16 protein-coding genes are annotated in these 25,067 nt (G+C 53.8%); 13 read left to right on the top strand and 3 right to left on the bottom strand.

Annotated elements, in window-relative coordinates; all coding sequences use genetic code 11:
* Positions 1 to 4: 4 nt before the first annotated feature.
* The 3 genes from JYB85_RS10090 to JYB85_RS10080 are packed head-to-tail and all read right to left on the bottom strand — an operon-like array spanning position 5 to position 3,834.
* On the bottom strand, positions 5 to 2,602 hold the full coding sequence (locus JYB85_RS10090) for a PqiB family protein (RefSeq protein WP_207379209.1): 2,598 nt from the start codon (positions 2,600 to 2,602) through the stop codon (positions 5 to 7).
* Complete coding sequence (locus JYB85_RS10085; RefSeq protein WP_207379208.1) at positions 2,589 to 3,215, bottom strand: paraquat-inducible protein A; 627 nt, start codon at positions 3,213 to 3,215, stop codon at positions 2,589 to 2,591. Before JYB85_RS10085 ends, JYB85_RS10090 begins: the two co-directional genes overlap by 14 nt.
* Positions 3,208 to 3,834 carry a paraquat-inducible protein A gene (locus JYB85_RS10080; RefSeq protein ID WP_207379207.1) on the bottom strand — a complete coding sequence of 209 codons (627 nt, stop codon included), beginning with the start codon at positions 3,832 to 3,834 and terminating at the stop codon, positions 3,208 to 3,210. Before JYB85_RS10080 ends, JYB85_RS10085 begins: the two co-directional genes overlap by 8 nt.
* Positions 3,835 to 4,025: 191 nt before the next feature.
* On the opposite strand from JYB85_RS10080, the gene JYB85_RS10075 reads away from it, so the two are divergent.
* The 13 genes from JYB85_RS10075 (at position 4,026) to JYB85_RS10015 (ending at position 24,901) form a co-directional block, all read left to right on the top strand.
* Complete coding sequence (locus tag JYB85_RS10075) at positions 4,026 to 4,310, top strand: YebG family protein (RefSeq protein WP_207379206.1); 285 nt, start codon at positions 4,026 to 4,028, stop codon at positions 4,308 to 4,310.
* A 28-nt stretch (positions 4,311 to 4,338) separates the two neighbouring features.
* Positions 4,339 to 4,797: a GAF domain-containing protein gene (locus tag JYB85_RS10070; RefSeq protein ID WP_207319929.1), complete on the top strand. Its 459-nt coding sequence runs from the start codon at positions 4,339 to 4,341 to the stop codon at positions 4,795 to 4,797.
* Positions 4,798 to 5,033: 236 nt separating this feature from the next.
* Complete coding sequence (gene proQ / locus JYB85_RS10065) at positions 5,034 to 5,723, top strand: RNA chaperone ProQ (RefSeq protein ID WP_207379205.1); 690 nt, start codon at positions 5,034 to 5,036, stop codon at positions 5,721 to 5,723.
* 30 nt (positions 5,724 to 5,753) lie between these two features.
* Positions 5,754 to 7,796, top strand: a complete 2,043-nt coding sequence (prc, locus tag JYB85_RS10060) for a carboxy terminal-processing peptidase (RefSeq protein ID WP_207379204.1) — start codon at positions 5,754 to 5,756, stop codon at positions 7,794 to 7,796.
* A 73-nt stretch (positions 7,797 to 7,869) separates the two neighbouring features.
* Positions 7,870 to 10,431, top strand: coding sequence for an aminopeptidase N (pepN, locus tag JYB85_RS10055; RefSeq protein ID WP_207379203.1), 2,562 nt, complete (start codon positions 7,870 to 7,872; stop codon positions 10,429 to 10,431).
* Positions 10,432 to 10,479: 48 nt separating this feature from the next.
* A complete protein-coding gene (locus tag JYB85_RS10050; RefSeq protein WP_207379202.1) occupies positions 10,480 to 10,698 on the top strand; it encodes a DUF2835 domain-containing protein in 219 nt (72 codons plus the stop codon).
* Positions 10,699 to 11,008: 310 nt separating this feature from the next.
* Positions 11,009 to 13,063, top strand: coding sequence for a DUF1302 domain-containing protein (locus JYB85_RS10045; protein WP_207379201.1), 2,055 nt, complete (start codon positions 11,009 to 11,011; stop codon positions 13,061 to 13,063).
* A gap of 11 nt (positions 13,064 to 13,074) precedes the next feature.
* Positions 13,075 to 14,439, top strand: a complete 1,365-nt coding sequence (locus tag JYB85_RS10040; protein WP_207379200.1) for a DUF1329 domain-containing protein — start codon at positions 13,075 to 13,077, stop codon at positions 14,437 to 14,439.
* 53 nt (positions 14,440 to 14,492) lie between these two features.
* On the top strand, positions 14,493 to 15,497 hold the full coding sequence (locus JYB85_RS10035) for a YCF48-related protein (protein WP_207379199.1): 1,005 nt from the start codon (positions 14,493 to 14,495) through the stop codon (positions 15,495 to 15,497).
* A gap of 53 nt (positions 15,498 to 15,550) precedes the next feature.
* Positions 15,551 to 17,857 carry an efflux RND transporter permease subunit gene (locus JYB85_RS10030; protein WP_207379198.1) on the top strand — a complete coding sequence of 769 codons (2,307 nt, stop codon included), beginning with the start codon at positions 15,551 to 15,553 and terminating at the stop codon, positions 17,855 to 17,857.
* A gap of 278 nt (positions 17,858 to 18,135) precedes the next feature.
* Positions 18,136 to 22,980, top strand: a complete 4,845-nt coding sequence (locus tag JYB85_RS10025) for an NAD-glutamate dehydrogenase (RefSeq protein ID WP_207379197.1) — start codon at positions 18,136 to 18,138, stop codon at positions 22,978 to 22,980.
* Positions 22,981 to 23,130: 150 nt separating this feature from the next.
* Positions 23,131 to 24,150: a quinone-dependent dihydroorotate dehydrogenase gene (gene pyrD, locus JYB85_RS10020; protein ID WP_207324002.1), complete on the top strand. Its 1,020-nt coding sequence runs from the start codon at positions 23,131 to 23,133 to the stop codon at positions 24,148 to 24,150.
* A gap of 217 nt (positions 24,151 to 24,367) precedes the next feature.
* Complete coding sequence (locus JYB85_RS10015; RefSeq protein ID WP_207379196.1) at positions 24,368 to 24,901, top strand: cell division protein ZapC; 534 nt, start codon at positions 24,368 to 24,370, stop codon at positions 24,899 to 24,901.
* Positions 24,902 to 25,067: the final 166 nt, after the last annotated feature.

Genomic DNA, 25,067 nt, shown 5'->3' with positions numbered 1-25,067 from the left:
GCGCTTATTGCAGCCAAGCCTCTTCGGCCTTGGTCCGCAGGGGCAGCAGGCTGCCCTCGACCATGGCGGGAGCATTTCGGTCAAGGGTGGATACCCCAATACCGCCGGCCAAAATGGTTTCCAGGGAGCCGGTTTGCACCTTGGCTCCAGAGAACAGGCCTATGTCCACCGAGATCCCGGACAAATCATAAAATACGCTGCTCTGGTTGATGAGCTCGCGATAGCGGCCATCTATGTGGACAAACAACTGCACCTTGTCGCCCTGAAGGTTCAGGGCATAACCATCCACCTGTCCCACGGCAATGCCACGGTAGAAGATCTGACTGCCACGCTTGATGGAGCCGAGATTGGGCCGTTCAAGGGTCAGCGCCAGCGCATCCTTTGGCAAGGCGGCATAGGGGCTGATGCTGGAGTCGACTACAAAATGGTCGGCATGGGTGTCGCTGCGGCCGGGCAGCACCGAAATAAAGGGGCCGGTCAGCAGCGTTTCCGGAGCTTCGATTCCGCGCAGCGAAATTTGTGCATCCACCAACAGGAATTGGGCGTCGTCACGGTTAAAGTGATCGGCATAATCTCCGTATAAGTAGCCTTTGGCATTGAGATGGATCAGATCTTTGTCGAGCCGGACTTCGGTGATTTCACCGACCTGATGCCCCTGATAGCGAATGGCGGCGCCGGCGCTGATCCTTGCATCGGCCTTTAAAGTCAGCGACAGGGCACTGGCTTTGGCCATGGCCAGGGCCTCGGTATCATATAGGTGCTTGCCGTTAACCTTGCTCTGTTCCGGCAAGATCCCCAGGCTGATGCTGCCGCCAAGCATTCCCTTGAGCGGGGCGACATCGACCTTGATACCTGTGAGGCCCGCATCCAGGTGCACAGCGCTGTTGCGCCAAAATACGGTATTGGTACCCAGCAAGGAGTGGAAAGCTTTGTCTATGGCCAGTTTGATGGCGAAACTGTCATCACTGGCGCGCCAGTCGAGAGAGACCACTTCGCCCACTTGCATTTTTTTGTAGTAAACCGGTGAGCCTTGGGATAAATCCGCACCATCGTGACTGCTGAGGGTGAGGTATTTGCGACCGGCCAATGCCTGCTGCTTGTCAGCCTCGTCCACCGAAGCGTACAGGTTCAGTACCGTTCCCGGTGGCAGGGGTTGCCCCTTACCCTGGATCAGACTGAGCGCGCCGCTGACCAGGGTTTTGGCGTCACCCAGTGACATCTTGACGCCGCTCAGGCTGGCATCGATGGACAGCGCCGATTCGGGCACAAAGTAACTGCCCTGGGTCAGCAGCGGTGCAAACTCGGGCAAAATTTCCAGGCGGTATTCCACCGAGTCCAGATCCCGCGCCAAAGACACAGACTTGACCGTGCCTATGGCAACATTGCGGTAGCGTACCTCGGCACCTTCGCTGATATTTTCGTTGCGCTCGGCCCGCAGCAGCAGTTCATGGCGGGCCAGATTCATGGGATCGGGGGCGTTGGTTTCCAGTGGGAAGTTGTCCCGGGCCATGCCCAGGCCCGGCATAAAGGCAATTACATCGCCGGTTACCAGTCGGGCGGCATGCTTGATGCCTGACAGCGACAACTCGGCGCCTTCGCGCCAGAAGCGGGCACTGTCACCCAGAAGCTGCACATAATCGTCGTCAATCTTGACCTCAAGTTCGACACCGTCCTGGCTCAACTGGCTGTCCAGTACCTTGCCTATGACAAGGCCACGGTACAGTACCTGGGTGCCGGCACCTATGCCATCGGCGTCTTTGGCGTTCAGACGGATAATGCGGCCGCCGAGGGCATTGGCTTCGCTGTCATAGAGCATAAAGCTGTCGCCGTGTTTGGCTGAACGGTCGCTGTCAGAGGAGCTGAAGCTGATGCCGCCGGCCAGCAGTGACGAAATGCTTTCGCTTTTGATTTGTACTCCGGCCAGGGAGGCGTCTATGGCAATGCCCGAAACGTTCCAAAATCGTGAATCGGTTTTTACCAAGTGGGCGTATTGCTCCTGAATAAAGGCGCTGATAATGACGCGCCTGTTACCCTCGAGACGATAGCTGACCACCCGTCCCACGGGAAGTTGGCGAAAGAGCACGGACGAACCCACATCCAGTGAGCCCAGACGGTCGCTGGCAAGTTCCACCACTATGCCCTCATTGCCGGGCAACAGCGGCGGCGCTTCACGCTCGGCCTCAAATTGGGTGCGGGAGTCACCATCGCCCGGTTGCACCGCAATATAATTACCGGAAAACAGTGCGTCGAGGCCGGAGACGCCAGTGATGGATGCCTTGGGAGTCACCAGCCAGAACTTGGTTTCATCCTTTAAGTATGCGCCGGCCCGATAGTCCATTTTCACCTTGACGTTCACACCCTCCAGGTTGTCGTCAATAGCGATGTCGGTTACCTTGCCCACGGTCAGGCCCTGATATTTGACCAGGGTTTTGGCCACATCTATGCCTGTGGCACTGGGGAAGTGGATAAGGATTTCCACGCCGGACTCGCGGATGCTTTTAACCCCGAGCCAGGCGCCCAGAGCCAAAGCCACCAAGGGTAAGAGCCAGACAGGTGAAAACAGCTTTTTCTTCACAACTTTCGGGGCTTCAATTTGCGTCATGTTCGAGTTCCAGTCGATCCCAAAGTAAACGAGTATCCAACACCTTGGCAGCCAGCTGGGTCAGCAGGATCACCAAGGCAAAAGCGGTTGCGGCCGGCGCGGGTTTGGCGTCCAGCAGCTGTCCCATATTGACCAGCGCCACGGTCAGGGAAATGACAAATAAGTCCAGCATGGACCAGCGACCAATCCATTCAATGATATGAAAGCCCCCCATCAATAAATGCTTGGGAATGGGCAGGTGAAAGCTGATAGCGCTCAGGTAGATGGCCAGGCCGATAATCTTGAGCCAGGGCACCAGTATGCTGGCGGTAAAGACTATGATGGCTATCGGCAGCATATCCGAATCCACCAGGTGCTTAATGCCGGAAAATATGGTGTCCTGGGTGACCACCCCCTGATTCACCAGGGTGGTGATGGGATAGATATTGGCTGGAACCAACAGAATGGCGGCGGTGAGCAGCAGGGCCCAGCTTTTTTGCAAACTGCTGTAGTTCCGCTCGGATATCGCCTCGCCGCAGCGACAACAATGGCTGAGATGGGCTGAGTTCACCTTGCGGCAGACACTGCACAGCAGCAAGCCTAAATCCTTACCCTGGGTGCCGGCTTCAGACATCGAGGTAGCTCCACATATGTTCGAGGTTGTATTCACGCTGCAGAAACAGGGTTACCAGAAACAGCATGGTGAAACAAAAGGTACCGACACCGAAATAGATATCGGAAAAATCTGCCAACTGAAATGCTGAGACCAGAAAGCTGATCACATAGATTTCCAACATGGTTAACTGGCTCAGCAGCCCGTGCTGCTCCAGCAACCATTCGTAGGTGGTACGTTGCCATCCCTGCTTGAGTCCGGCCTTGATTAACAGGATCTGGCCCAGGATGGACAGCAGCAGGATCCCGGGGGCAATGACGGCGGCGGTTAATACGGCCACACCCACCACCCAGTAACCCAATGCCATCACCGCCATGGCCCCTTCCACCACGCTGGCGGTACGGACGCTGCCGAGAAAATGCAGCTCCAGCACAGGAAACAGGTTGGCGGGCAGATAGAAGGCGAGGGCGGCCACACACAAAGCCAGCATGCCGTTAATGGAACAATATGGCGTGTCGTACAGTGCCGTATGACAGCGGGGACAGAGGGCTCGGACCCCGGAGGGCAGGGCTCGCTTGCGCACCGCCATGTCGCAGGCACGGCAGAGAATGACTGTCTGGTCTACGGCATCGTCTTGCATAATGGCTAAACTGACTTCCTCTTTGGCAGCGGCGGACATTTCTGCACGTAAGTTTGCGTAATCACGTGAAAAGAATTCAATTATTGCCGCTTTTAATGCCATGATACTAGCAGATCCCGTTCCGGACTTGCATCATTAGTTGCACCTGTGACACTCTATGCACTGTATATATAACCAGTAAGAGGGCAATCATGGCAGTTATCACTCAATATGTCGTGGTCAGAGAAGGGGTGGAGAAGATGACATTCACATCGAAAAAAGAGGCCGATGCCTATGACAAGATGCTGGATATCGCCGACAGTCTTATCCCATTTATCCAAGGTGCCGGGCTGGATTTGGACGATGGTAAGACAGAAAAGTTGGCCTTCTATTTAGCCACCCACAAAGATGATCTATCATCCCTGCTCAAGGGCGCTCCGCTTGCCAAAGCAGAAGCCGCGCCCAAGAAAAACACCAGGAAAGAAGCCGCTGATTAATCAGACGGCATTGGCATAAGGTACTTGCATGAAGTCTGAATTTTACCAATCACTGAACCGACAACTGGCAGCTCTGCTTGAGGGCGACGACGATATGGTGTCGGCCATGGCCAATTTCTCCGCCATGCTTAACAGCCAGCTGACCGAATTGAACTGGGTTGGTTTCTATATCCGTCGTGGTGACGAGCTGGTGCTTGGCCCCTTCCAGGGTAAGGTCGCCTGTAATCGCATTCCCTGGGGCAAAGGCGTCTGTGGCACCGCAGCAGCGCTGGACAGCACCCAGAGAGTCGCCGACGTGCACCAGTTCGATGGTCATATCGCCTGCGATTCAGCCAGCAACTCCGAAATCGTGATCCCGGTTCGCAAGCAGGGGCAGGTCGTTGCCGTGCTGGATATTGACAGTCCGGTGTTCGACCGCTTCGACGAAGCGGATCAATTGGGCCTGGAACAGGCTGTCCGGGTGCTGGAAAACACCCTGTTTGGTTGAAATCCCACCAATTTAGCGTAAATCCCGGTCGCATTCGCTCAAGGCCGCCTTATAATAGGCGGCTGCTTCCTGCCGTGCGGGGGGCGGATTAACGGAAATTTGTTAATCAATGTTTATAAGCACTTTGGCATCCGTCGATATAATGCTAACGTGTGCGATGGCTCCGGGTGGCCATAACCTTACATAACCGACGCCGCTATCAGAAAGCCGCGTCCCTGTGAACTGTGGAAGTAGAAATGGAATCAACAGAAAAGTTGACCGACACCAACGCCATTCTGGCGTATTTGTATGAAACATTCCCCCTGTGCTTTATCGCCGAGGGTGAGGCTAAACCTCTGAAAATAGGTTTGTTTCAAGATCTGGCAGAAAGGTTGGCTGATGATTCCAAAGTCAGTAAAACACAGCTTCGTGTTGCCCTGCGCCGTTATACCAGCAGCTGGCGTTACCTCAAGTGCATCAAAGAAGGTGCGGTAAGGGTTGACCTTGATGGCAATCCCTGCGGTGAGTTGGAGCAAGAGCACATAGATCACGCCCAGGCGACCCTGAAAGAAAGTCAGGAGAAAGCCAAGGCCAAGCGTGCCGAGCGCGCCCCCAAGGCCGAGGCAACAGATAAGCCTGCCCGTAAACCACAGGCCAAGCGCCCCCGTCAGGAGCGTCCAGGTCAAGATCGTCCGCGCCAGGACCGTCCCCGTCAGGAACGTGCCGCCAAACCATCACAGGCTGAAACCAAGGCTAAACCCGCCGTGGATGTTTCCAATTTGGTTCAGGCAAAACTGGCCGATCTGAAACCAAAACAGCGTGTGAATGTCAAATTGGGTATGTCACCCGTGGCCGGCACAGTCGTCGATATCAACAAGGAAGATGTACATGTCCAGTTGGATAGCGGCTTGACTGTCAAGGTAAGGGCTGACTATATACTGCTGTAACCCAATCAAGTACAAAGGAGTAACTTGTTGATGCGAAAACTCACTTTAGCCGCGTCAGTCGCTTCAGCTCTGGCTGCTTTTTCAGCTTGGGCAATTCCGCCGGCAATTCAAGTCAGCGAGTTACCCTCCCTTGATCAGGAGCCACAGCACAAAGTGGCCAGCAAGCGAGTGGCCGATCTGTTCACCCGCTCCCACTATCACAGATTCAGTCTGGATGATGGTTTCTCCGCAAGCATCTTCGATCGCTATCTGCAGCAATTGGACTATCGTCGCAATGTGCTGACCCAAGCCGATATCGCCGGCTTTAAGAATTACGCCACACAGTTTGATGACATGCTCAAAAATGGCGATTTAAGCGGCGCTTATGCCATGTTTGACCTGGCGCAGCGCCGTCGCTACGAGCGCTTTGCCTATGCCCTGAGCCTGCTTGATACCAAGATGAATTTCGATGAGCCGGGCGATGCTTACGAGTACGATCGTGAGGAATCCCCTTGGCCAAAAGATGAGGCCGAGCTCAATGAGCTGTGGCGCCAGCGGGTCAAATATGACGCGCTCAATCTGAAACTGACCGGTAAAAACTGGGATGAGATTGTTGAAGTGCTGCAAAAGCGCTACAACAACGCCATCAAGCGTTTGGGGCAAACCCAGAGTGAAGATGTGTTCCAGACAGTAATGAATGCGTTTTCCCGCAGCATAGAACCCCATACCAGTTATCTGTCACCGCGCAACGCCGAGCGTTTCCAGATGGAAATGAACCTGAGCCTTGAAGGCATAGGGGCGGTGCTGCAACTTGATGAAGATTACACAGTCATTAAGAGCATGGTGGCCGGTGGCCCTGCGGCTCTGAGTGAAAAGCTGTCGCCTGAAGACAGAATCGTCGGTGTCGGCCAGGAAGATGGCCCCATAGTCGATGTTATCGGCTGGCGTCTGGATGATGTAGTAGATCTTATCAAAGGCCCCAAGGGCAGCAAGGTACGGCTGCAGATCCTGCCCAAGAAGGGCGGCTCCAACGCCAAGCTGTTTGAAGTCACCATAGTGCGCGACAAGATCCGTCTGGAAGACAGAGCGGCGACATCCAAGGTGATTGAACCTAAAGAAGGCGCTTACGCCAACCGTAAGGTCGGCGTGATTCAGATCCCCGGCTTCTACATGAACCTGTCCCAGGATGTGGCCAGGGAGCTGGTTAAGCTCAATGAAGCCAAAGTAGAAGGTATTGTTATCGATCTGCGTGGCAACGGCGGCGGTGCGCTTACCGAGGCCGTATTGTTGACCGGGCTTTTCATCGACATGGGCCCCGTGGTGCAGGTGCGTGACGCCAATGGCCGTGTTTCCCAGCACAGGGATAACGATGGCAAGGTCAGTTACTCCGGTCCCTTGACCGTGTTGGTGGACCGTTACAGCGCATCGGCATCGGAAATTTTTGCCGCAGCTCTGCAGGATTATCAGCGAGCACTGATAGTGGGTGAATCAACCTTTGGCAAGGGAACTGTGCAGCAGCACAAGAGCCTGGGACGTATCTACGATCTGTACGACAAGCCCATAGGTCATGTGCAATACACTATACAGAAGTTCTACCGTATCAACGGCGGCAGCACCCAGCTCAAAGGTGTGACACCCGACATTCCGTTCCCAAGTGCACTGGCCCAAGGGGAATACGGTGAGGCGGAAGAAGATAACGCTCTGCCTTGGGATCAGGTACCCGTGGCCCAGTATGGTGTGGTGGGAGAGATCTCACCTCAACTGGTGAGCAGCCTGGAAGCCAAGCACGAGCAACGCATCAAGCAGGACGTGGAGTTCGGCTATATCTACCAGGATATCCTCGAGTTCAAAAAGCATCACGAGGAAAAAACCGTGTCACTGGTGGAAAAAGACCGCCTGGCACAACGCGAAGCCGATGACAAAAAACAATTGGACCGCGCCAACGAGCGCCGGGTACAGCAAGGTCTTGCACCGGTGAAGAGCCTCGATGAGCTGGAGAATACTCCGGAAGCGCCGGATCCATTCCTTGATGAAACGGCCTTTATCACCCTGGATATGGTCGATGCCGGTCAACTGGCGAAAAATGCCGGTTGATTTGCCGGTCAATCCATTAAAAAAACGCGCCCTGGCGCGTTTTTTTTCACAAGCTCAGCAATAAGGGAAAACCATGACAGAGCCAACAGCCAAACACCTGGATGACTACCGTGTCAGCGACTTTTTGATCAGTGATATCGAGTTGCGATTTGAGCTGGCACCTGCAGCCACCCGGGTCACCGCCATCAGCCAAATCCAAAGACAGCATTCAGGTGCGACCGAACTGGTGCTAGATGGCGAGCAACTCAAGCTTGAGCGGGTGTCTGTTGATGGCAGGGACGTTGCTTATCGTCTGGAGCCGGGAAAACTCATCATCGCCGACGTGCCGGAGCGCTTCAGTCTGGAGCTGGTTACCCTGATAGACCCTGCTGCCAACTCCAGTCTTGAAGGTCTGTACATGTCCGACGGGGCTTACTGTACGCAGTGCGAGGCTGAAGGTTTCAGACGTATCACCTATTTCCTGGACCGCCCCGATGTGCTGGCTCGCTACAAGGTGCGTATTGAGGCGCCCAAGGCGGAATTTCCCTTTCTGCTGAGCAATGGCAACAAGGTGGATGCCGGTGAGTTGGAGGGGGGCCGTCATTTCGTGTGCTGGGAGGATCCCTTCCCGAAACCCAGCTATCTCTTTGCTCTGGTGGCGGGGGATTTTGACCTGTTGCAGGACAGTTTCATCACCCGCAGTGGCCGCAATGTAGCGCTGCAGGTATTTGTCGACAAGGGCAATCTGCATAAGGCCCACCACGCCATGGCGTCACTGAAAAAGTCCATGGTCTGGGATGAAAAGCGCTTTGGACTCGAATACGATCTCGATATTTACATGATAGTGGCGGTGGACTTCTTCAACATGGGTGCCATGGAGAACAAGGGCCTGAATATCTTCAATACCAAGTATGTGCTGGCCGACACCGCCAGCGCCACCGACGAAGATTACCACGGCATAGAATCTGTCGTGGGCCATGAGTACTTTCATAACTGGACCGGTAACCGGGTGACTTGCCGCGACTGGTTTCAGCTCAGTCTCAAGGAAGGTTTGACCGTATTTAGAGATCAGGAATTCAGTTCCGATCTCGGCTCACGGGCGGTAAACCGTATTCACGCCATCAAGGTAATAAAGAATCAGCAGTTTGCCGAGGATGCCGGACCTATGGCGCATCCCATTCGCCCCCAAAGCGTCATCGAGATGAACAACTTCTATACGGTTACCGTATACAACAAGGGAGCGGAAGTGATCCGTATGCTGCACACCTTGTTGGGCGAGGCCGGATTTCAGGCCGGTATGAAACTGTATTTTGAGCGCCACGATGGTCAGGCCGTTACCTGCGATGATTTTGTTGCCGCCATGGAAGATGCCAGCGGTATAGATCTGCGCCAATTCCGCCGCTGGTACAGTCAGGCCGGTACCCCAATGGTCACTGTCAGTGACAGCTTTGACAATGGCTGTTATCGCCTGAAGTTGAGTCAGCAACAGCCCAGGATAAAGGGACTGAGCGATCCTTTGCCCTTGCATATTCCCTTTGATGTTGAGTTGCTCGGTGAGGGGGGACAATCCCTGATCAATCGGGTACTGGATCTGACAGGTGAAGAGCAGGTGTTTGAATTCCCCGATTTGGCGCAAAGGCCTGTGCCCTCGTTATTGCAGAACTTTTCCGCCCCGGTCAAATTAAAATACGATTTTTCAACCGAGCAATTGGTGACTCTGATGTGCCATGCCGGCAGCGAAGTGGCCCGTTGGGAAGCCTCGGTTGAACTTTTCAGCCGTGCCATTTGGGGCAATGTTTCCAAGTTGGCGGCCGGTGACGCCATGGGTCTCGACAGTCGGGTGGCGGATGCGCTGCGGGCCATACTGTTGGATCCACAGCTGGATCGGGAGCTGGTAGCCGAAGTTTTGTCGCTTCCATCCATTAATTCCCTTATCGAACAAGTGGAAACCGTTGAGCTGGATGCCTTGCTGGCCGCCCGCCGCTTTGTGGTTGAGGAACTGGCGAGCGAGTTGGCGGATGAATTGCAGGCCCGTTACCGCGAGCAAAGTGTGCTTGATGATGCACCGGCCCGGGCATTGAAAAATGCCTGTTTGGCGCTGCTGTGTCAGGCCAGCGCCGAGGCCGAGAGTTTGGCATTGGCGCAGTATCATGGCAGCAACAACATGACCGATACCCTCGGGGCCTTGAAGGCCGTTATGGCGGCGGAGTTGGAGTGTGCCGAACCACTGATGGCCGATTTTGAACGCAAATGGAATACCACCCCACTGGTGATGGACAAATGGTTTACGCTTCAAGCGATGGCAGAGGATGATGCCGTGCTGACACGTATAGACGCACTCAGTCAGCACCCGGCCTTCAGTTTGTCCAACCCAAATCGGGTGCGCTCGCTCATTGGCAGCTTTGCCGCCGGCAATCCGGCCCAATTTCACCGTCCCGATGGCCGGGGATATGAATTGCTGACCGGGTATCTGATAAAGCTTAACAGTGCTAACCCCCAGCTGGCGGCGCGCATAGTCACGCCGCTTATTCAGTTTGCCAAGTTTGATGCTGTGAGACAGGAAAAAATGAAGGCCAGTCTGGGACAATTGTTGGCCATGCCTGATTTGTCGCGCGATCTGTTTGAAAAGGTCTCCAAGGCCCTGGCCACAGATTGATGTCAGCAACGGGGGCAAGTTTCATTTGCCCCCGTTTATGAGGAAAAGATGCAGCTATTTTTTCGAATCAATCTCAGCTTTGATAATTTTCTCCCTTACTATCAAGGGACTGCGGAGATGATCCAGGTAAAGGATGATGCCGGTCGACTGCTGTGGATCCACGGCAGGCATCTGCGCCGTTATTTGACCAGAGAGGGGATAAGAGGGCATTTCAGGCTGGAGTTGGATCAACAGGGTAAATTTGTTTCCATAGAAAAATTAGAGTAAAGACTTAAAACGTTTAATTGGATTTTGTCTTCGGCCAAAAATTTTTGTGAAGGCTCTAAGCTCTTGATAAAAACCGACTAATCCGACCAGTCATTTTCCCCTTCGCGCTCATGGTCGAAAGATTTAAATCAGGCATCTGAAACGGGTGATTGAATTTCGACTAAGTGCCCAATTCTTTAGAAAATTTTCTCAATCAGCGCCTTGCTCAACCGCAGCAATTGCTGTAACAATGGTGTTACCTGTAGGCTAACCATATGTTGGTTGCAATTCCTATAACAAAGAATCCAGCAGGTTACGGAGAGAAGCTAACATGAAAGTTGTTAAGAACGGTTTTAACAAGTCGGCGCTTGCTTTGGGGGTGGCGTCGGCACTCAGTTTGGGGATGGCGTCAAGTGCCAGCGCCGTGTCGTTTGATTGGGGGGCGGTCAAGGGGACATTTGACTCAACCTTTACAGCCGGTGCCAGTTGGCGGGTTGAAGAGCGTGATTGGGACGGCCAGATAGGCAAGGTCAATCACCCACGCTTTGACTGGTCCAATTACACCGCCTTCGGTAACACCAAGTACACTTCCGCCGAGATCTGGGCCCAGCCCGGCTCTTATTCCAGCAACAACGACTTGAGCAACCTGTTGTATTCCAAGGGGGATACCACCTCGGAAATCGTTAAGGGATTGCACGAGCTGTCGTTGAAGTATGAAAACTACGGCGTATTTGCCCGTGGCATGTGGTTTTACGATCGCAAGCTCAATGACGGTGATTTCGGCTACAGCGATCCTCTGACCGGCATGGAATATGACCCCTGTGCCGATAAAAAGGCCCGTGAAGTTCAGTGTAAAGATGTGCGTCTTCTTGACGCCTTTGTCTATGCCAACTTCGATTTGAATGATGGCAATAACCCGCTGTCCATCCGCGTTGGTGATCAGGTGGTGTCATGGGGCGAAAGTACCTTGATAGCCCATGGTATCGGGGTGATTAACCCTGTCGATCTCAATATTCTTAATGCCCCGGGAGCCGAGCTGAAAGAAGCCTTCCGTCCCCAGGGGATGGTGTGGGCTTCTTTGGGCCTCACCGAAAACCTGAGCCTTGAGGCTTTCTATCAATATGATTGGCAGCCAATCTGGATCCCGACCCCGGGCTCTATTTTCGCCACCAATGATTTCGCCGGTTACGGCGGTTACAATCAGAATGCCCAGCTTGGCTTCAACGCCAACCCTGACATCAATCTGGAATTCCTGCTGGCGGAATACAACAAGCTGAGTGGCATGTTGGCCTCAGGCCAAAGCATTCCTACAGAAACCCTGATTGGCCTTGCCCTGGCTTATCCCACCAAGGTAACCCTGGTGGAAGACGAAGCCAAGGCCAGTGATGACGGCCAATACGGTTTCAAGCTGGGCTACTATGCCCCTGAGCTGGGTGAAACCGAGTTCGGCCTGTACTTTATGAACTACCACAGCCGTCGTCCTCTGATCAGCGGTACCACGGCTGATTTCAGTGCCGGCGCCCTGATGCTGGATATGCACACCCTGGGTGTCAATGCCGGCAATATCGACCGGGAAATGCTCCTGGGGCTGAAGAGTTTCTCCAAGGCACAGATAGTGTATCCGGAAGACATCAAGCTCTATGGTTTCAGCTTCAACACCCTGATTGGTGACACCTCGGTGGCCGGTGAAATCGCCCATCGTCAGGATGAGCCGCTGCAAATTGATGACGTGGAACTGCTGTTTGCCGCCATGCCGCAACAGCTGGCCAATGCCGGCTGGCGTCCCGACCTCGACGGTTTGTCCCAGTACAGTGCTTACGTCAATGATGTTGGACTTGGTGAGTATGCAGAAGGCTTTATCCGCCGCGATACCACCCAGGCTCAGATGACCTTTACCCACCTGTTTGGCCCAACCCTGGGCACAGACAACCTGACCATGCTGGCCGAGGTGGGTGGTGTATGGATCCACGATATGCCAGGTTTTGATGAGCTGCGCCTCAATGGCCCGGGCACTGCCCGCTCAGGTGGTAATCCCGATATGCCGGGCATCATCCAGGCGCTGCATAATGGTCCGGAAACCAATCCGTTCCCCACCGATTTCTCCTGGGGTTATCGCGTTGTGGCCAAGGCCGATTACAACAACCTGTTCTTTGGTGTTAACGTGTCGCCAAGACTGATTTGGTCCCATGACGTCGATGGTATTACACCCGATCCCATGTTCCTCTTCACCGAGGGGCGCAAGTCGGTAGCCTTTGGTATCAACTTCGATTACCAAAGCCGTTGGGGAGCCGATATTTCCTATAACAGCTTCTTTGGCGGGGTGGGTACCACCAATGCCATGGCTGATCGTGACTATGTCTCGTTCAACCTCAAGTATTCGATATAAGGACAATAACAATGAAGAAACTTGCGATATTGTCTGCAGCGGTAATTCTGGCCCTGGGTGGTCCCGTTGCTATGGCCAAGGTCTCGGATAGCGATGCCGCCAAGCTCAGCAGTACCCTTACGCCCCTGGGGGCAGAGAAGGGCGCCAATGCCGATGGTTCCATCCCGGCTTGGGATGGCGGCATTACCGCTGCGCCTGCCGGTTATAAAAAGGGCGATCATCATTCCGATCCCTTTACCGGTGACAAGGTGCTCTACACAGTGACCAAGGCCAATATGGCCCAGTACAAGGATCTGCTGACACCGGGTCAGGTTAAGCTGTTTGAGCTGTATCCCGATAGCTTCAAGATGAACGTGTATCAGACCCGTCGTTCGGCTTCTGTCCCCCAGTTTGTCTATGACGCTACCAAGGTCAACGCCACTCATGCCGAACTGGCAGCCGACGGTAACGGTGTCTTGAATGCCGCCATAGGTATTCCGTTCCCCATCCCACAGAACGGTCTGGAGGCCATCTGGAACCATATTCTCCGCTTCCGCGGCGTGGATGTGGAAACCCAGCGTAACCAGGCTGCTCCTGCAAAGGACGGTGGTTACACCCTGGTGGAACTGTCTGAGCAATTGCGCTTTGAGTATTCCCGTCCCGATATGACGGCGGACAAGCTGAAGGCGAGCAATACCCTGGCGCTGTTCAAGCAAGTGGTGACCCAGCCGGCTCGTCTGGCCGGTACCGCGCTGCTGGTAAAGGAAACACTGGATCAGGAAGCGCTGCCACGTCAGGCCTGGACCTATAACACAGGTCAACGCCGGGTGCGTAAGGCCCCCAACGTGGCCTTCGATACCCCGGGCACAGTGTCTGACGGTCTGCGTACCACAGACGATTACGATATGTTCAACGGTTCCCCCAGCCGCTATAACTGGGAACTGGTGGGCAAGAAGGAAATCCTGATCCCGTACAACGACTATAAGTTGCATTCAGACAAGGTTAAGTACGATCAGGTGCTGACTCCAGGCCATATCAACCCCGAGTTGGTGCGCTGGGAAAAGCACAGGGTATGGGAAGTCAAGGCCACACTTAAGGACGGTATGCGCCATATCTACAAGAGTCGCGTATTCTTCCTTGATGAGGACTCTTGGCAGGTATCTGCAACCGACATGTACGACAACCGCGATGAGTTGTATCGGGTCGCATTTGCCCATGGTCTGAACTACTACGAGGTGCCGACTCACTGGAGTACCCTGGAAGTGTTCCACGATCTGCAGTCCCGTCGCTACCTGGCCATTGGCCTGGATAATGAAGGCAGTATGTATAACTTCGATGCCAAGTTGTCAGACTCTGACTTCACCCCGGATGCGTTACGCCGTGAAGGTATCCGTTAATCCAGCCAACATGGGGGGCGCAGTGCGCCCCCTGTTTCTTAAGTAGGTAATGTATGTCGTTTCGCATTCTCTTCACTTGTCTCTGTATCGGGTTAATCACAGCCGCGGCCCATGCCGAGCCCCTGTCACAACTTCAGCCCCTCTCCCGTGCCTCTTTGTTGTTGGATATCGGCCATGCCGGAAAGCATCTCATTGCCGTGGGTGAAAGGGGACATGTGCTTATCAAACAACAGGATTGGCAACAGGTTCCGGCACCGACGAATGCGCAATTAACCAAAGTTTTCTTTTTTAACGATAAACTGGGCTGGGCCGTGGGCCATGATGCCACCATATTGCATACCCGCGATGGTGGATTGAGCTGGCAGGTGCAGCATCAGGATCCCAAGCGCGAAAAGCCCTTCTTCGATGTTTTTTTCAGCACAGAACAAGAGGGCGTGGCTATTGGTGCCTACGGTCTGTTTTTCCGCACCCATGATGGCGGTGTCAGCTGGCAGGAAGAATTCCATCAGGAATTGCTGTTTGAGGAGGACGTCGGTTACCTCAATGAACTCAAGGACAGCGATCCCGAGGCTTACCTGATTGAGCGCGCCTCCTTGCTGCCCCATTTCAATCGCATTATTCCTTTACCGGACAATCGTCTGTTGATGGTGGGTGAACTGGGCCTGGTAGCTGTTTCCAGCGATAATGGCATGACCTTCAACCGCACCGAATTCGACTATGATGGTTCCATGTTCTCGGCTTTGGTCAGTGGCGACAAGGTTTATGTACTTGGTTTGCGCGGCCACGTATTTAGCGCTTCCCTGTCCCTTGATGACTGGCAAGAACTGCAATTGCCGGTGGAGTCGTCCATTAATGGCGGACTTGCCAATGATGATGGCAGCCTGTATCTGGTTGGCAACGCCGGCGTGATACTGCGCCAGGACGCCAATGGTGACATGGCCTTGCTGGCTAGACGCCAGGGCGAAAACATAGTTGCCATCGACAAGGATGATGCCGGTACAGTGTGGATGGTGGGTACCAAGGGGGTGTTTTCCCTTGATGATATTGCCAAGAAATAATCCCGATACTTATAAACATAAAGAAAAACATAAAGAAAAACAGGGCCGAATAGATGTTAGAAAAAATGGTCAACGGATTTGAATCCTTTTTGTTCCGCCGCCGGGGCTATGTGATAGCCCTGTTTGTGTTGGCGACGCTTTTCCTTGGGATCCGGGCCGGACAACTGAAGATGGATGCGGCATTCGTGAAGAATATCCCGCTGGCCCACAGTTACATGCAAACCTATCTCAAGCACCAGAAGGATTTTGGTGGTGCCAACAGCATCATGGTGGCGGTGGAAGACACCGGCGGCAATATATTTAATCCGGTGTTTTTTGACGCGCTGAAGAACATTCATGATCAGTTGTTTTTTATCCCCGGAGTTGAACGCGCCAACGTAAAATCGCTGTTTTCACCCTCGACCCGCTTTACCGAAGTGGTGGAGGACGGCTTTGCCGGCGGTCCGGTGATCCCGGCCGACTATGTCAATGATGCTCAGGGATTGGAGGTTGTCCGGGACAACATAGAGAAGGCCGGCATAGTCGGGCGCCTCATCGCCGAGGATTACAGTGCCGCCATGGTCTCGGCCCAGCTGATGGACTTTGACCCGCAAACCGGCGCGCCGCTGGATACCATTGCCTTTGCCAAGCAGTTGGAAACCGAACTCAGGGGCAAGTTTGAAACGGATCAGATCAAGGTCCACATCATAGGCTTTGCCAAGATGGCCGGCGATGTGGCCGAAGGTGCCAAGGGCGTAGTGCTGTTCTTCCTTATCGCCATCCTGGTGACGGCGGTTATGGTGTATCTCTTCTCCCGCTCCATCATGTTGACCCTGTTGCCACTGGTGTGCAGTTTGATTGCCGTGGTGTGGCAGTTGGGACTGTTAACCGTTATAGGTTTTGGTCTGGATCCCATGTCGATTTTGGTGCCGTTTTTGGTGTTTGCCATAGGTGTCAGTCACGGGGTACAGATGATTAACGCCGTGCGTCGCCGGGTTATCGACGGCCAGACCAGCAAGGCCGCAGCGGCGTCGGCGTTCCGCAGCCTGCTGGTACCCGGTGGTATCGCCCTGTTGTCCGACACAGTTGGCTTTATGACCCTGCTGGCCATTGATATCGGCATTATTCGTGAACTGGCCATTTCCGCTTCTTTGGGTGTGGCCGTGATTATCCTGACCAACCTTATCCTGTTGCCCGTGGTGATTTCCTTCTTTGATCTCAAGGTCAAGGGGGAAGCTCTGGGTAAGAGCAGCGCCGAGAAAATTTGGCAATTCCTGGCCCGATTCGCCAACCCCAAATTTGCCTTGGTGATCCTGGCCCTGAGTGCGGCCCTCTACGCTTTTGGCCTGCAGTATGCCAACAACATGAAGATTGGTGATTTGCAGGGCGGGGCACCGGCGCTGCATCAGGACTCGCGTTACAACCAGGACACCTTCTTTATTACAGATCACTTCTCCATCACCACGGACGTGATGACAGTGATAGTGGAGGGGTTCCCGGAAGCCTGTACCTATAACGAGGTCCTGACCCGCATCGGTGATTTTGAATGGCAAATGGCCAATACCCCGGGCGTTGAGTCAACTGCCAGCCTGGCGTCCGTTGCCCGTAAGGTTAACGCCGGTTTTAACGAAGGTAATCCCAAGTGGCAGGTGTTGCCGCGCAATACCGCCAGTCTGGTCCAGGCCATTGGCCAGATCCCAACCAGTTCCGGATTGCTCAACGGCGACTGCTCTGTGATGCCTGTGTATCTGTTCCTCACAGATCACAAGGCGGAAACCATCGAAGTGGTGGTGGACAAAGTTAAGAAGATTGCTGCGGTTCTGGACAATGACAAAATTCAGTTCAAGCTGGCATCCGGCCCCGTGGGCGTAATGGCCGCCACCAACGAAGCCGTATCCGAGGCCCAGCTGCCCATGATGCTCTATGTCTATGGCGCCGTGTTCCTGCTGTGTTTGCTGAGCTTCCGCTCCCTGCGGGCAACCATAGCGGTGATCCTGCCACTGTACGTGGTGTCGACCCTGGCCCAAGCCCTGATGACCAAGCTCAATATTGGTCTTGCGGTCAGTACCTTGCCTGTGATTGCCCTCGGGGTGGGTATAGGTGTGGATTACGGTATCTATATCCTCTCCACCATGGCTCAAAAGCTGCGCCAGGGCATGGCGGTACAACAGGCTTATCTTGAAGCGCTCGAAGAACGGGGCAGTGCGGTGATCTTCACCGGGTTGACCCTGGCCATAGGAGTCAGCACCTGGTTTTTCTCGGCACTGAAATTCCAGATGGACATGGGCATATTGCTGACCTTTATGTTCCTGGTAAATATGCTTGGAGCGATAATTATTTTGCCGGCGCTGACGTCGGTGTTTTGGCCCAAACGCAGGTAATTAACGGGATCGGGGAGCATGGCTCCCCGATTGTTTTTAAATCTGCCATGAATAGTTACTCTGCTCGATTGATTGTTTGTTCACGAATAGCTAACAAATGCCCGTCGCGGCTGGCTTTGCACAGGATCTACCACTAAAATTTTCCTCGAAAATAGCCAAGTTTAGTAATAAACTGCGCGCCATGACCTTGGTCACATGCCTATTTTCGCCCTGGGTCATACGTCGAAGCATCCATAAAATGAAAAAGCGCTGCCATAGACGCTTAAGGAAACAGCAACATGGCCTTGAAAGATGCAATGCCTTCAGTACTACTTGAAAATGTAGTCAGTTTGATTCACTCCAAAGTCCCTAATTCACAAGCAAAGCAAGTTGAACAGTTCGCCACCTGCCTTTACGCCCACATGTCGAAAGACGACCTGCAGGCTCGTAACGACAGCGACCTCTATGGTGCCGTTCTGAGTCTGTGGAACGCCCTCAACAAGACCCCAGTCGGTGACACTCATATCCGGGTATTCAACCCGAGCCAGTCCAAGCACGGCTGGCAATCCGCCCATACCATCATCGAAGTTATCCAGCCAGACATGCCTTTCCTGGTGGATTCCCTGAGTATGGCCCTGAACCGCATGGGTGTGACTGCCCATATGATGCTGCACACACCTCTGGCCATCTGCCGCAGCGGTAACGATGTGACCGCAGTTAGTCATGTGAACAACAGTCCCGCCGACAGCGATAAGGTCGCGGTATTTTTGATTGAAATCGACCGTCAAAGCAGTGAGGCCGATCTCAAGGTGCTGCTGAAAGAAATGCAGTCGGTCATGGGTGATGTGGCTGCGTCGGTGAACGACTGGCAAGCCATGTCAGACAAGTTGGCCGAGACCATCAAGGAACTACCAAGCCGTCCTTTCCCCGGCAGCAAACAGGATATGGAAGAAGCCATTGCCTTCCTGACTTACCTGAATAACCATCATTTCACCCTGCTGGGCTATCGCCAGTATGACCTTAAGCGCATCGAAGGTGATATGGAGTTGGTGCCGAACCTGGAAACGGGTCTTGGCCTGATGAACAAGCCAGGCAAGGTCCACAGCGATAAAGCGCTCAAACTTTCTACCCTGTCAGACAGTGCCCGTAAGGAAGCACTGGACGAGTCCATGCTGATCCTGACCAAGAGCAGCAGCAAGAGCCGGGTACACAGACCTGCCTATGTCGATTACATCGGCATCAAGCGTTTTGACAAGCAAGGCAACGTGGTGGGTGAAGACAGATTCATCGGCCTGTACGCTTCCAACGTTTATAACCGCAGCCCAAGGGAAATCCCGCTGCTGGCCGAGAAGGTGCAGCGTGTGCTGGACAACTCGGGTCTGGTGCCCCGTTCACACGACTACAAGGCACTGGTGAACATTCTTGAAAACCTGCCACGGGATGAGCTAATCCAGGGCAGTGTTGAAGAGTTGGCCCATGTGGCCCACGGCGTGCTGGAAATGCAGGACAGGGACAAGCTCAAGCTGTTCGTGCGCAAAGACGGTTTCGGCCGTTTCCTGTCATGCCTGGTCTACGTCTCCAAAGACAGATACAACACCAAGCTGCGTCAGGATACCCAACGCATTCTGGCCAAACATTTCAACAGCCAGGACGAAGTGGAATTCACTACTTATTTCTCTGAATCCAGCCTGGCCAGAACCCACTACATAGTCAAAGTCGATAATAACAATATGGAAGTAGACGTGGCCGCCATTGAAAACAACCTGATTGAAGCCGCCCGCAGCTGGGAAGACAAACTTTACAGCGCGCTTAACCACAGCCAGGGTGAGGAGGCAGGCAATCACCTGTCCAAGCGCTACCTGACCGCGTTCCCCCGTTCTTACAAAGAAGACGTGTTGCCAAGTGCCGCCGTGGTGGATATTCAGCAGCTGGAGTCACTCAACGAAGAGCACAAGCTCGGCATGTTGTTCTACCAGCCACAGGAAGCCGCGCTGAACAGCAACAAGGTGCGCCTGAAGCTGTTCCACAAGGACGAGCCTATCCATCTGTCCGATGTATTGCCCATGCTGGAAAACTTCGGCCTGCGCGTCATCAACGAGCGCCCCTATGAGGTCAAGACCCCCGATGGTGCCACTTTCTGGATCCTCGACTTCCTGATGATGGTGACAGGTGGCAGCACCGAAAACCTGGCCGACAGTCAGGACAGATTCCAAAGTGCTCTGGCCCAGGTGTGGAACAAGCAACTGGAAGACGACGGCTTCAACCGTATCGTGCTGGCCACCGGCCTGAGCGGTCGTGAAGTGTCCATCCTGCGTGCCTATGCCAAGTACATGCGTCAAATCGACGCCACCTTCAGCCAGGCCTACATTGAGCAAACCTTCGCCCGCTATCCGCAGATTGCCGATCTGCTGGTGAAGATGTTCATCCGTAAGTTCAATCCCAAGCTGAAGACCCGCACCCTGGACAAGTTCCTGGAGCAGTTGAACCTGCGCCTGGAAGAAGTGGCCAGCCTGGACGACGACCGCATCATTCGCCGTTACCTGGATCTGATCAAGGCCACAGTGCGTACCAACTTCTACCAGACCAAGGCCGACGGCGAGTTGAAGGATTACATCTCCTTCAAGTACATCCCCAGCCTGATCCCCGAGATGCCAAAGCCGCTGCCGAAGTTTGAAATCTTCGTCTACAGCCCAAGGGTTGAGGGTGTGCATCTGCGCGGTGGTAAGGTGGCCCGTGGTGGTCTGCGCTGGTCAGATCGTCGCGAAGACTTCCGTACCGAGGTACTGGGTCTGGTGAAAGCCCAAAACGTGAAGAACACGGTTATCGTGCCAGTAGGCGCCAAGGGTGGTTTCGTCTGCAAACAAATGCCGGTCGATGCCAGCCGTGAAGCCGTGTTCACCGAAGGTCAGGAATGCTACCGCATCTTTATCCGTGGTCTGCTGGATATCACGGACAACATCATCAACGGCGCCATTGTGCCGCCTGCCGATGTGGTGCGTCATGACGAAGACGATCCATACCTGGTGGTGGCTGCCGACAAGGGTACTGCGACCTTCTCGGATATCGCCAACGCCATCTCCATCGAATACAACCATTGGCTGGGTGACGCCTTCGCGTCAGGTGGTTCAAACGGTTACGATCACAAGAAGATGGGTATCACAGCCAAAGGTGGTTGGGAATCCGTTAAGCGTCACTTCCGCGAAATCGGTATCGATTGCCAAACCACGGATTTCACCTGTCTGGGTATAGGTGACATGGCCGGTGACGTATTCGGTAACGGCATGCTGTTGTCCGAGCACACCTGTCTGGTGGCGGCGTTCAACCACATGCACATCTTTATCGACCCAAATCCGGATGCGGCCGCCACCTTCAAGGAACGTGAGCGTCTGTTCAACCTGCCACGCTCCAGCTGGGACGACTACAACCGCGAGCTGATCTCCAAGGGCGGAGGTATCTTCCTGCGCAGCGCCAAGTCCATCACCCTGAGCCCAGAGATGAAGCAAATGCTGGGCACGGACAAGGCTTCCATGAACCCAACCGAGCTGCTCAAAGAGCTGCTGAAAATGGAAGTGGACCTGATCTGGAACGGTGGTATCGGTACCTACGTTAAGTCTTCCCGTGAAACCAACGCCGAAGTGGGCGATCGCGCCAACGACGGTCTGCGTGTTAACGGCCGCGACGTACGTGCCAAGATCATCGGTGAGGGCGGTAACCTGGGTTGTACCCAGCTGGGCCGTATCGAATACGCCATGAACGGCGGCCGCATGAACACTGACTTCGTTGACAACGTGGGTGGTGTGGACTGTTCCGACAACGAAGTGAACATCAAGATCCTGCTGAACGCCATGGTGGCCGAAGGCGAGATGACCCTAAAGCAGCGTAACCGTCTGCTGGAAGAGATGACCGACGAAGTCAGCGACATAGTACTGCAGGACTGTAAGGATCAAACCCGTACCATCTCCGTGACCCAGGTGCGTGGTGCCGAGCAGCTCAAGGAACAGATCCGCTTCATCCATTACCTGGAGAAGGAAGGCAAGCTGGACCGTGCACTGGAATTCCTGCCAAACGACGACGAACTGGCCGAGCGCCTGGCCAATGGCCGTCCGCTGACCCGTCCCGAGCTGTCTGTGCTGGTGGCTTACGCCAAGATGGTGCTGAAAGAGCAGCTGGTTACCGCTGAGATCACCGAGGATGAATTCCTGTCCAAGATGCTGATCTCCTACTTCCCCAAGAAGTTGCAGGAGCAGTTTGCCGACAAGATGACCAGCCACCCGCTGCGCGGCGAGATCATTGCCACTTCACTGGCCAACGAGCTGGTGAACGACATGGGTCTGAACTTTGTGCAACGCATGCAGGATGAGACCGGCGCCAGTGTGGCCGAAGCGGCCATCTGCTATACCATGGCTCGCGAGGTCTTTGGTCTGGCTGACTTGACCAAGGCGATCACCGATCTCAACGGTATAGTGCCAGCCGTGGTGCAACTGGAAATGCTGCATCAGCTGCGTCGCAACATGCGTCGTGCCTGCCGCTGGTTCCTGCGTCATCGCAACCGCACCATGAACATCCAACAAACCGTGGCCTTCTTCAAGCCAGTGTTCGACGAGCTGCGTGCCGACGTTCACAACTACATGGTGGAAGAAGAAGTGGTTGGTATTCAGGCCGAAACCGATGCACTGATCAAGGAACAGGTACCTGAGTCCGTGGCTCGCCTGGTGGCTTACATGAGCACCCTGTTCTCGGCTCTGGACATAGCCCAGATTGCCCAAAATGAAAGCAAGCCTGTGGCCCTGGTGGCCGAGGCTTACTTCAAGCTGGGTGCCAAGGTTGAACTGCACTGGTTCCTGGAGCAGATCAGCGCCCAGCCTGTGGGCAACCATTGGCAAGCGCTGGCCCGTGCCGCCTTCCGCGAAGAGCTGGATTGGCAGCAACGTGCTCTGAGCTCTGTGGTACTGCGCACCTGCAGCGAAACCTGTGATGCCGATACCATCATCACTCAGTGGATCGACACCAATCGCTCATTGCTGGAGCGTTGGTTCCACATGCTGGCCGACTTCAAGACATCGCAAAGCCATGAGTTTGCGAAGTTCTCAGTTGCCCTGCGTGAACTGAACCTGATGATCCTGCACTGCGAAGGTCACCAGTAAGATCCAGGTCAAAAATACCAGCCCCGGCAATTGCCGGGGCTTTTTTTGACCAAGACGTCGGCCCAAGCCTGGTGTAAACTTGGCGCCGTACCCGCCTGGTGCGCCAGGAACTGTGAAAAGCCCATAACAGAAAAGAGTCCAGGAGACCCAATGTTTTATAAAATCGCACAGAAGATCATGTTCCAAATGGACGCTGAGCGAGCCCACCATCTGGCCATTGACGGCCTCAAGCGCAGCGCCAATACGCCCTTGAGCTGTATCTACAGCCAGCAATTGCCGAGCAAACCCGTCTCCTGCATGGGACTGACGTTCCCCAATCCCGTGGGCCTTGCAGCCGGTCTGGACAAGGACGGTGAATCCATAGATGCGTTTCATGCCATGGGTTTTGGTCATGTGGAAGTGGGCACTGTGACCCCAAGACCCCAGCCGGGCAATGACAAGCCCCGCCTGTTCCGCCTTAAGGCAGCCAAGGGCATCATCAACCGCATGGGTTTCAACAACAAGGGTGTCGATAACCTGGTGGCCAATCTCAAGGCCAGAAAAAGCGATATTCTGGTTGGGGTAAACATTGGCAAGAATAAAGATACGCCGGTGGAAGAGGGCAAGAATGACTATTTGATCTGTATGGACAAGGTCTATCCCTACGCCTCTTATATTACGGTCAATATCTCTTCCCCCAATACCCCGGGCCTGCGAACCCTGCAATACGGTGAGCTGCTCGACGATCTGTTGGCCTCGCTCAAGGCAAAACAGCAGGAGCTGGCCGACAAACATGGTAAGTACGTGCCGCTGGCACTGAAGATAGCGCCGGACTTAAGTGATGATGAGATAGCCGACATCGGCCGTTCGCTGCTTAAAAACCGCTTTGATGCGGCCATCGCTACCAACACCACCCTGAGTCGTGATGGTGTGTCTGGCTTGGAACACGCCAATGAGAGCGGTGGCCTGTCCGGTAAGCCGCTGACCGAGTTGTCGACCCAGGTGATCCGCAAGCTTGCCGCTGAACTCAAGGGCGAAATTCCGATCATAGGTGTAGGCGGGATCTGCTCGGCCACGGATGCGCTGGCCAAATTTGATGCCGGTGCCACCCTGGTACAGATCTATTCCGGTTTTATTTATCAGGGGCCGGAATTAATTAAAGATATTATTGCTGCTTATTCCGGCAAATAAATATAAAAACAGATCAATTAACAGACAAAGGATCGCTGAGGTGATCCTTTTTATTTTCCAGATCCGAAACGATCTAAAATAGATCTGAATATGATCTTTTAGATCTGCATAACGTCTTGTTAACTGGATTAAATTCTATTAAAAAGATTTTGATATTGAGTAAAATATCAACTATTATCGGCCTGTTAATCTAATTATCTCATTATGGGTAGACGTTATGTTATTAATGCCAAACAGGGATTGGCAATGGACATATAACGATGCTTACGGTGTATTAAGCGTTTCGTTAGGCGCAGAAATGGAATTTCTGACCCCTTACAAAGCCAAATCCTTAATTCCGGATGCATTGCACGAGCACGAATTTAGCGTCGAGCACGCCAGGTTCTATATTGAGCTGCTCGATCGTCTGCAAAAGAATTTAAAATTAACCGATGCAGCCCTGGTGCAAATAGCCCTTAATGCCACCGCAGCGCACTTTATGCTCAAGCCTCAGATGCCCAAGTCCTGGTTTTTTGATACCAGTGATGTTTGTGTTTATGCTGAAGTGGGCAAGGTATTTGAGCTTAAATGCAACCGGGAAAAATATCTGGTGCTGGTGGTGGAAAATACTCTGCAGGCCGCGCTGGTTATGATGCTTTCAAGCGAATGCTGCTTAAGTGATGCCAAGAGTTTGCAGCAGTTTGATACCATCAAAGTCATGCACAATCGCCTGCACGAAATCAGAGTCAAACGTCACACTGTTGCCGCTTGAACTGCGAGCACTCTATTAATAAAAGGCGCATCAGCGCCTTTTTTCATGGTTATTTTCAGCCCCGTAGACAAAGCAAAAATAAGTTCTGGCAACGCCGGCAGCCCATTTTGTTTTTAAATGGAATTTGCTAGATTTGCGCCACCGCGGGTAGCGGCCGTTCGCTGCC

The sequence above is a fragment of the Shewanella sedimentimangrovi genome, from assembly GCF_017354965.1.
Lineage (GTDB): Bacteria > Pseudomonadota > Gammaproteobacteria > Enterobacterales > Shewanellaceae > Shewanella > Shewanella cyperi.
The sequence above is the reverse complement of the archived record's forward strand: the minus strand, read 5'-3'. Positions and strand labels throughout refer to the sequence as shown.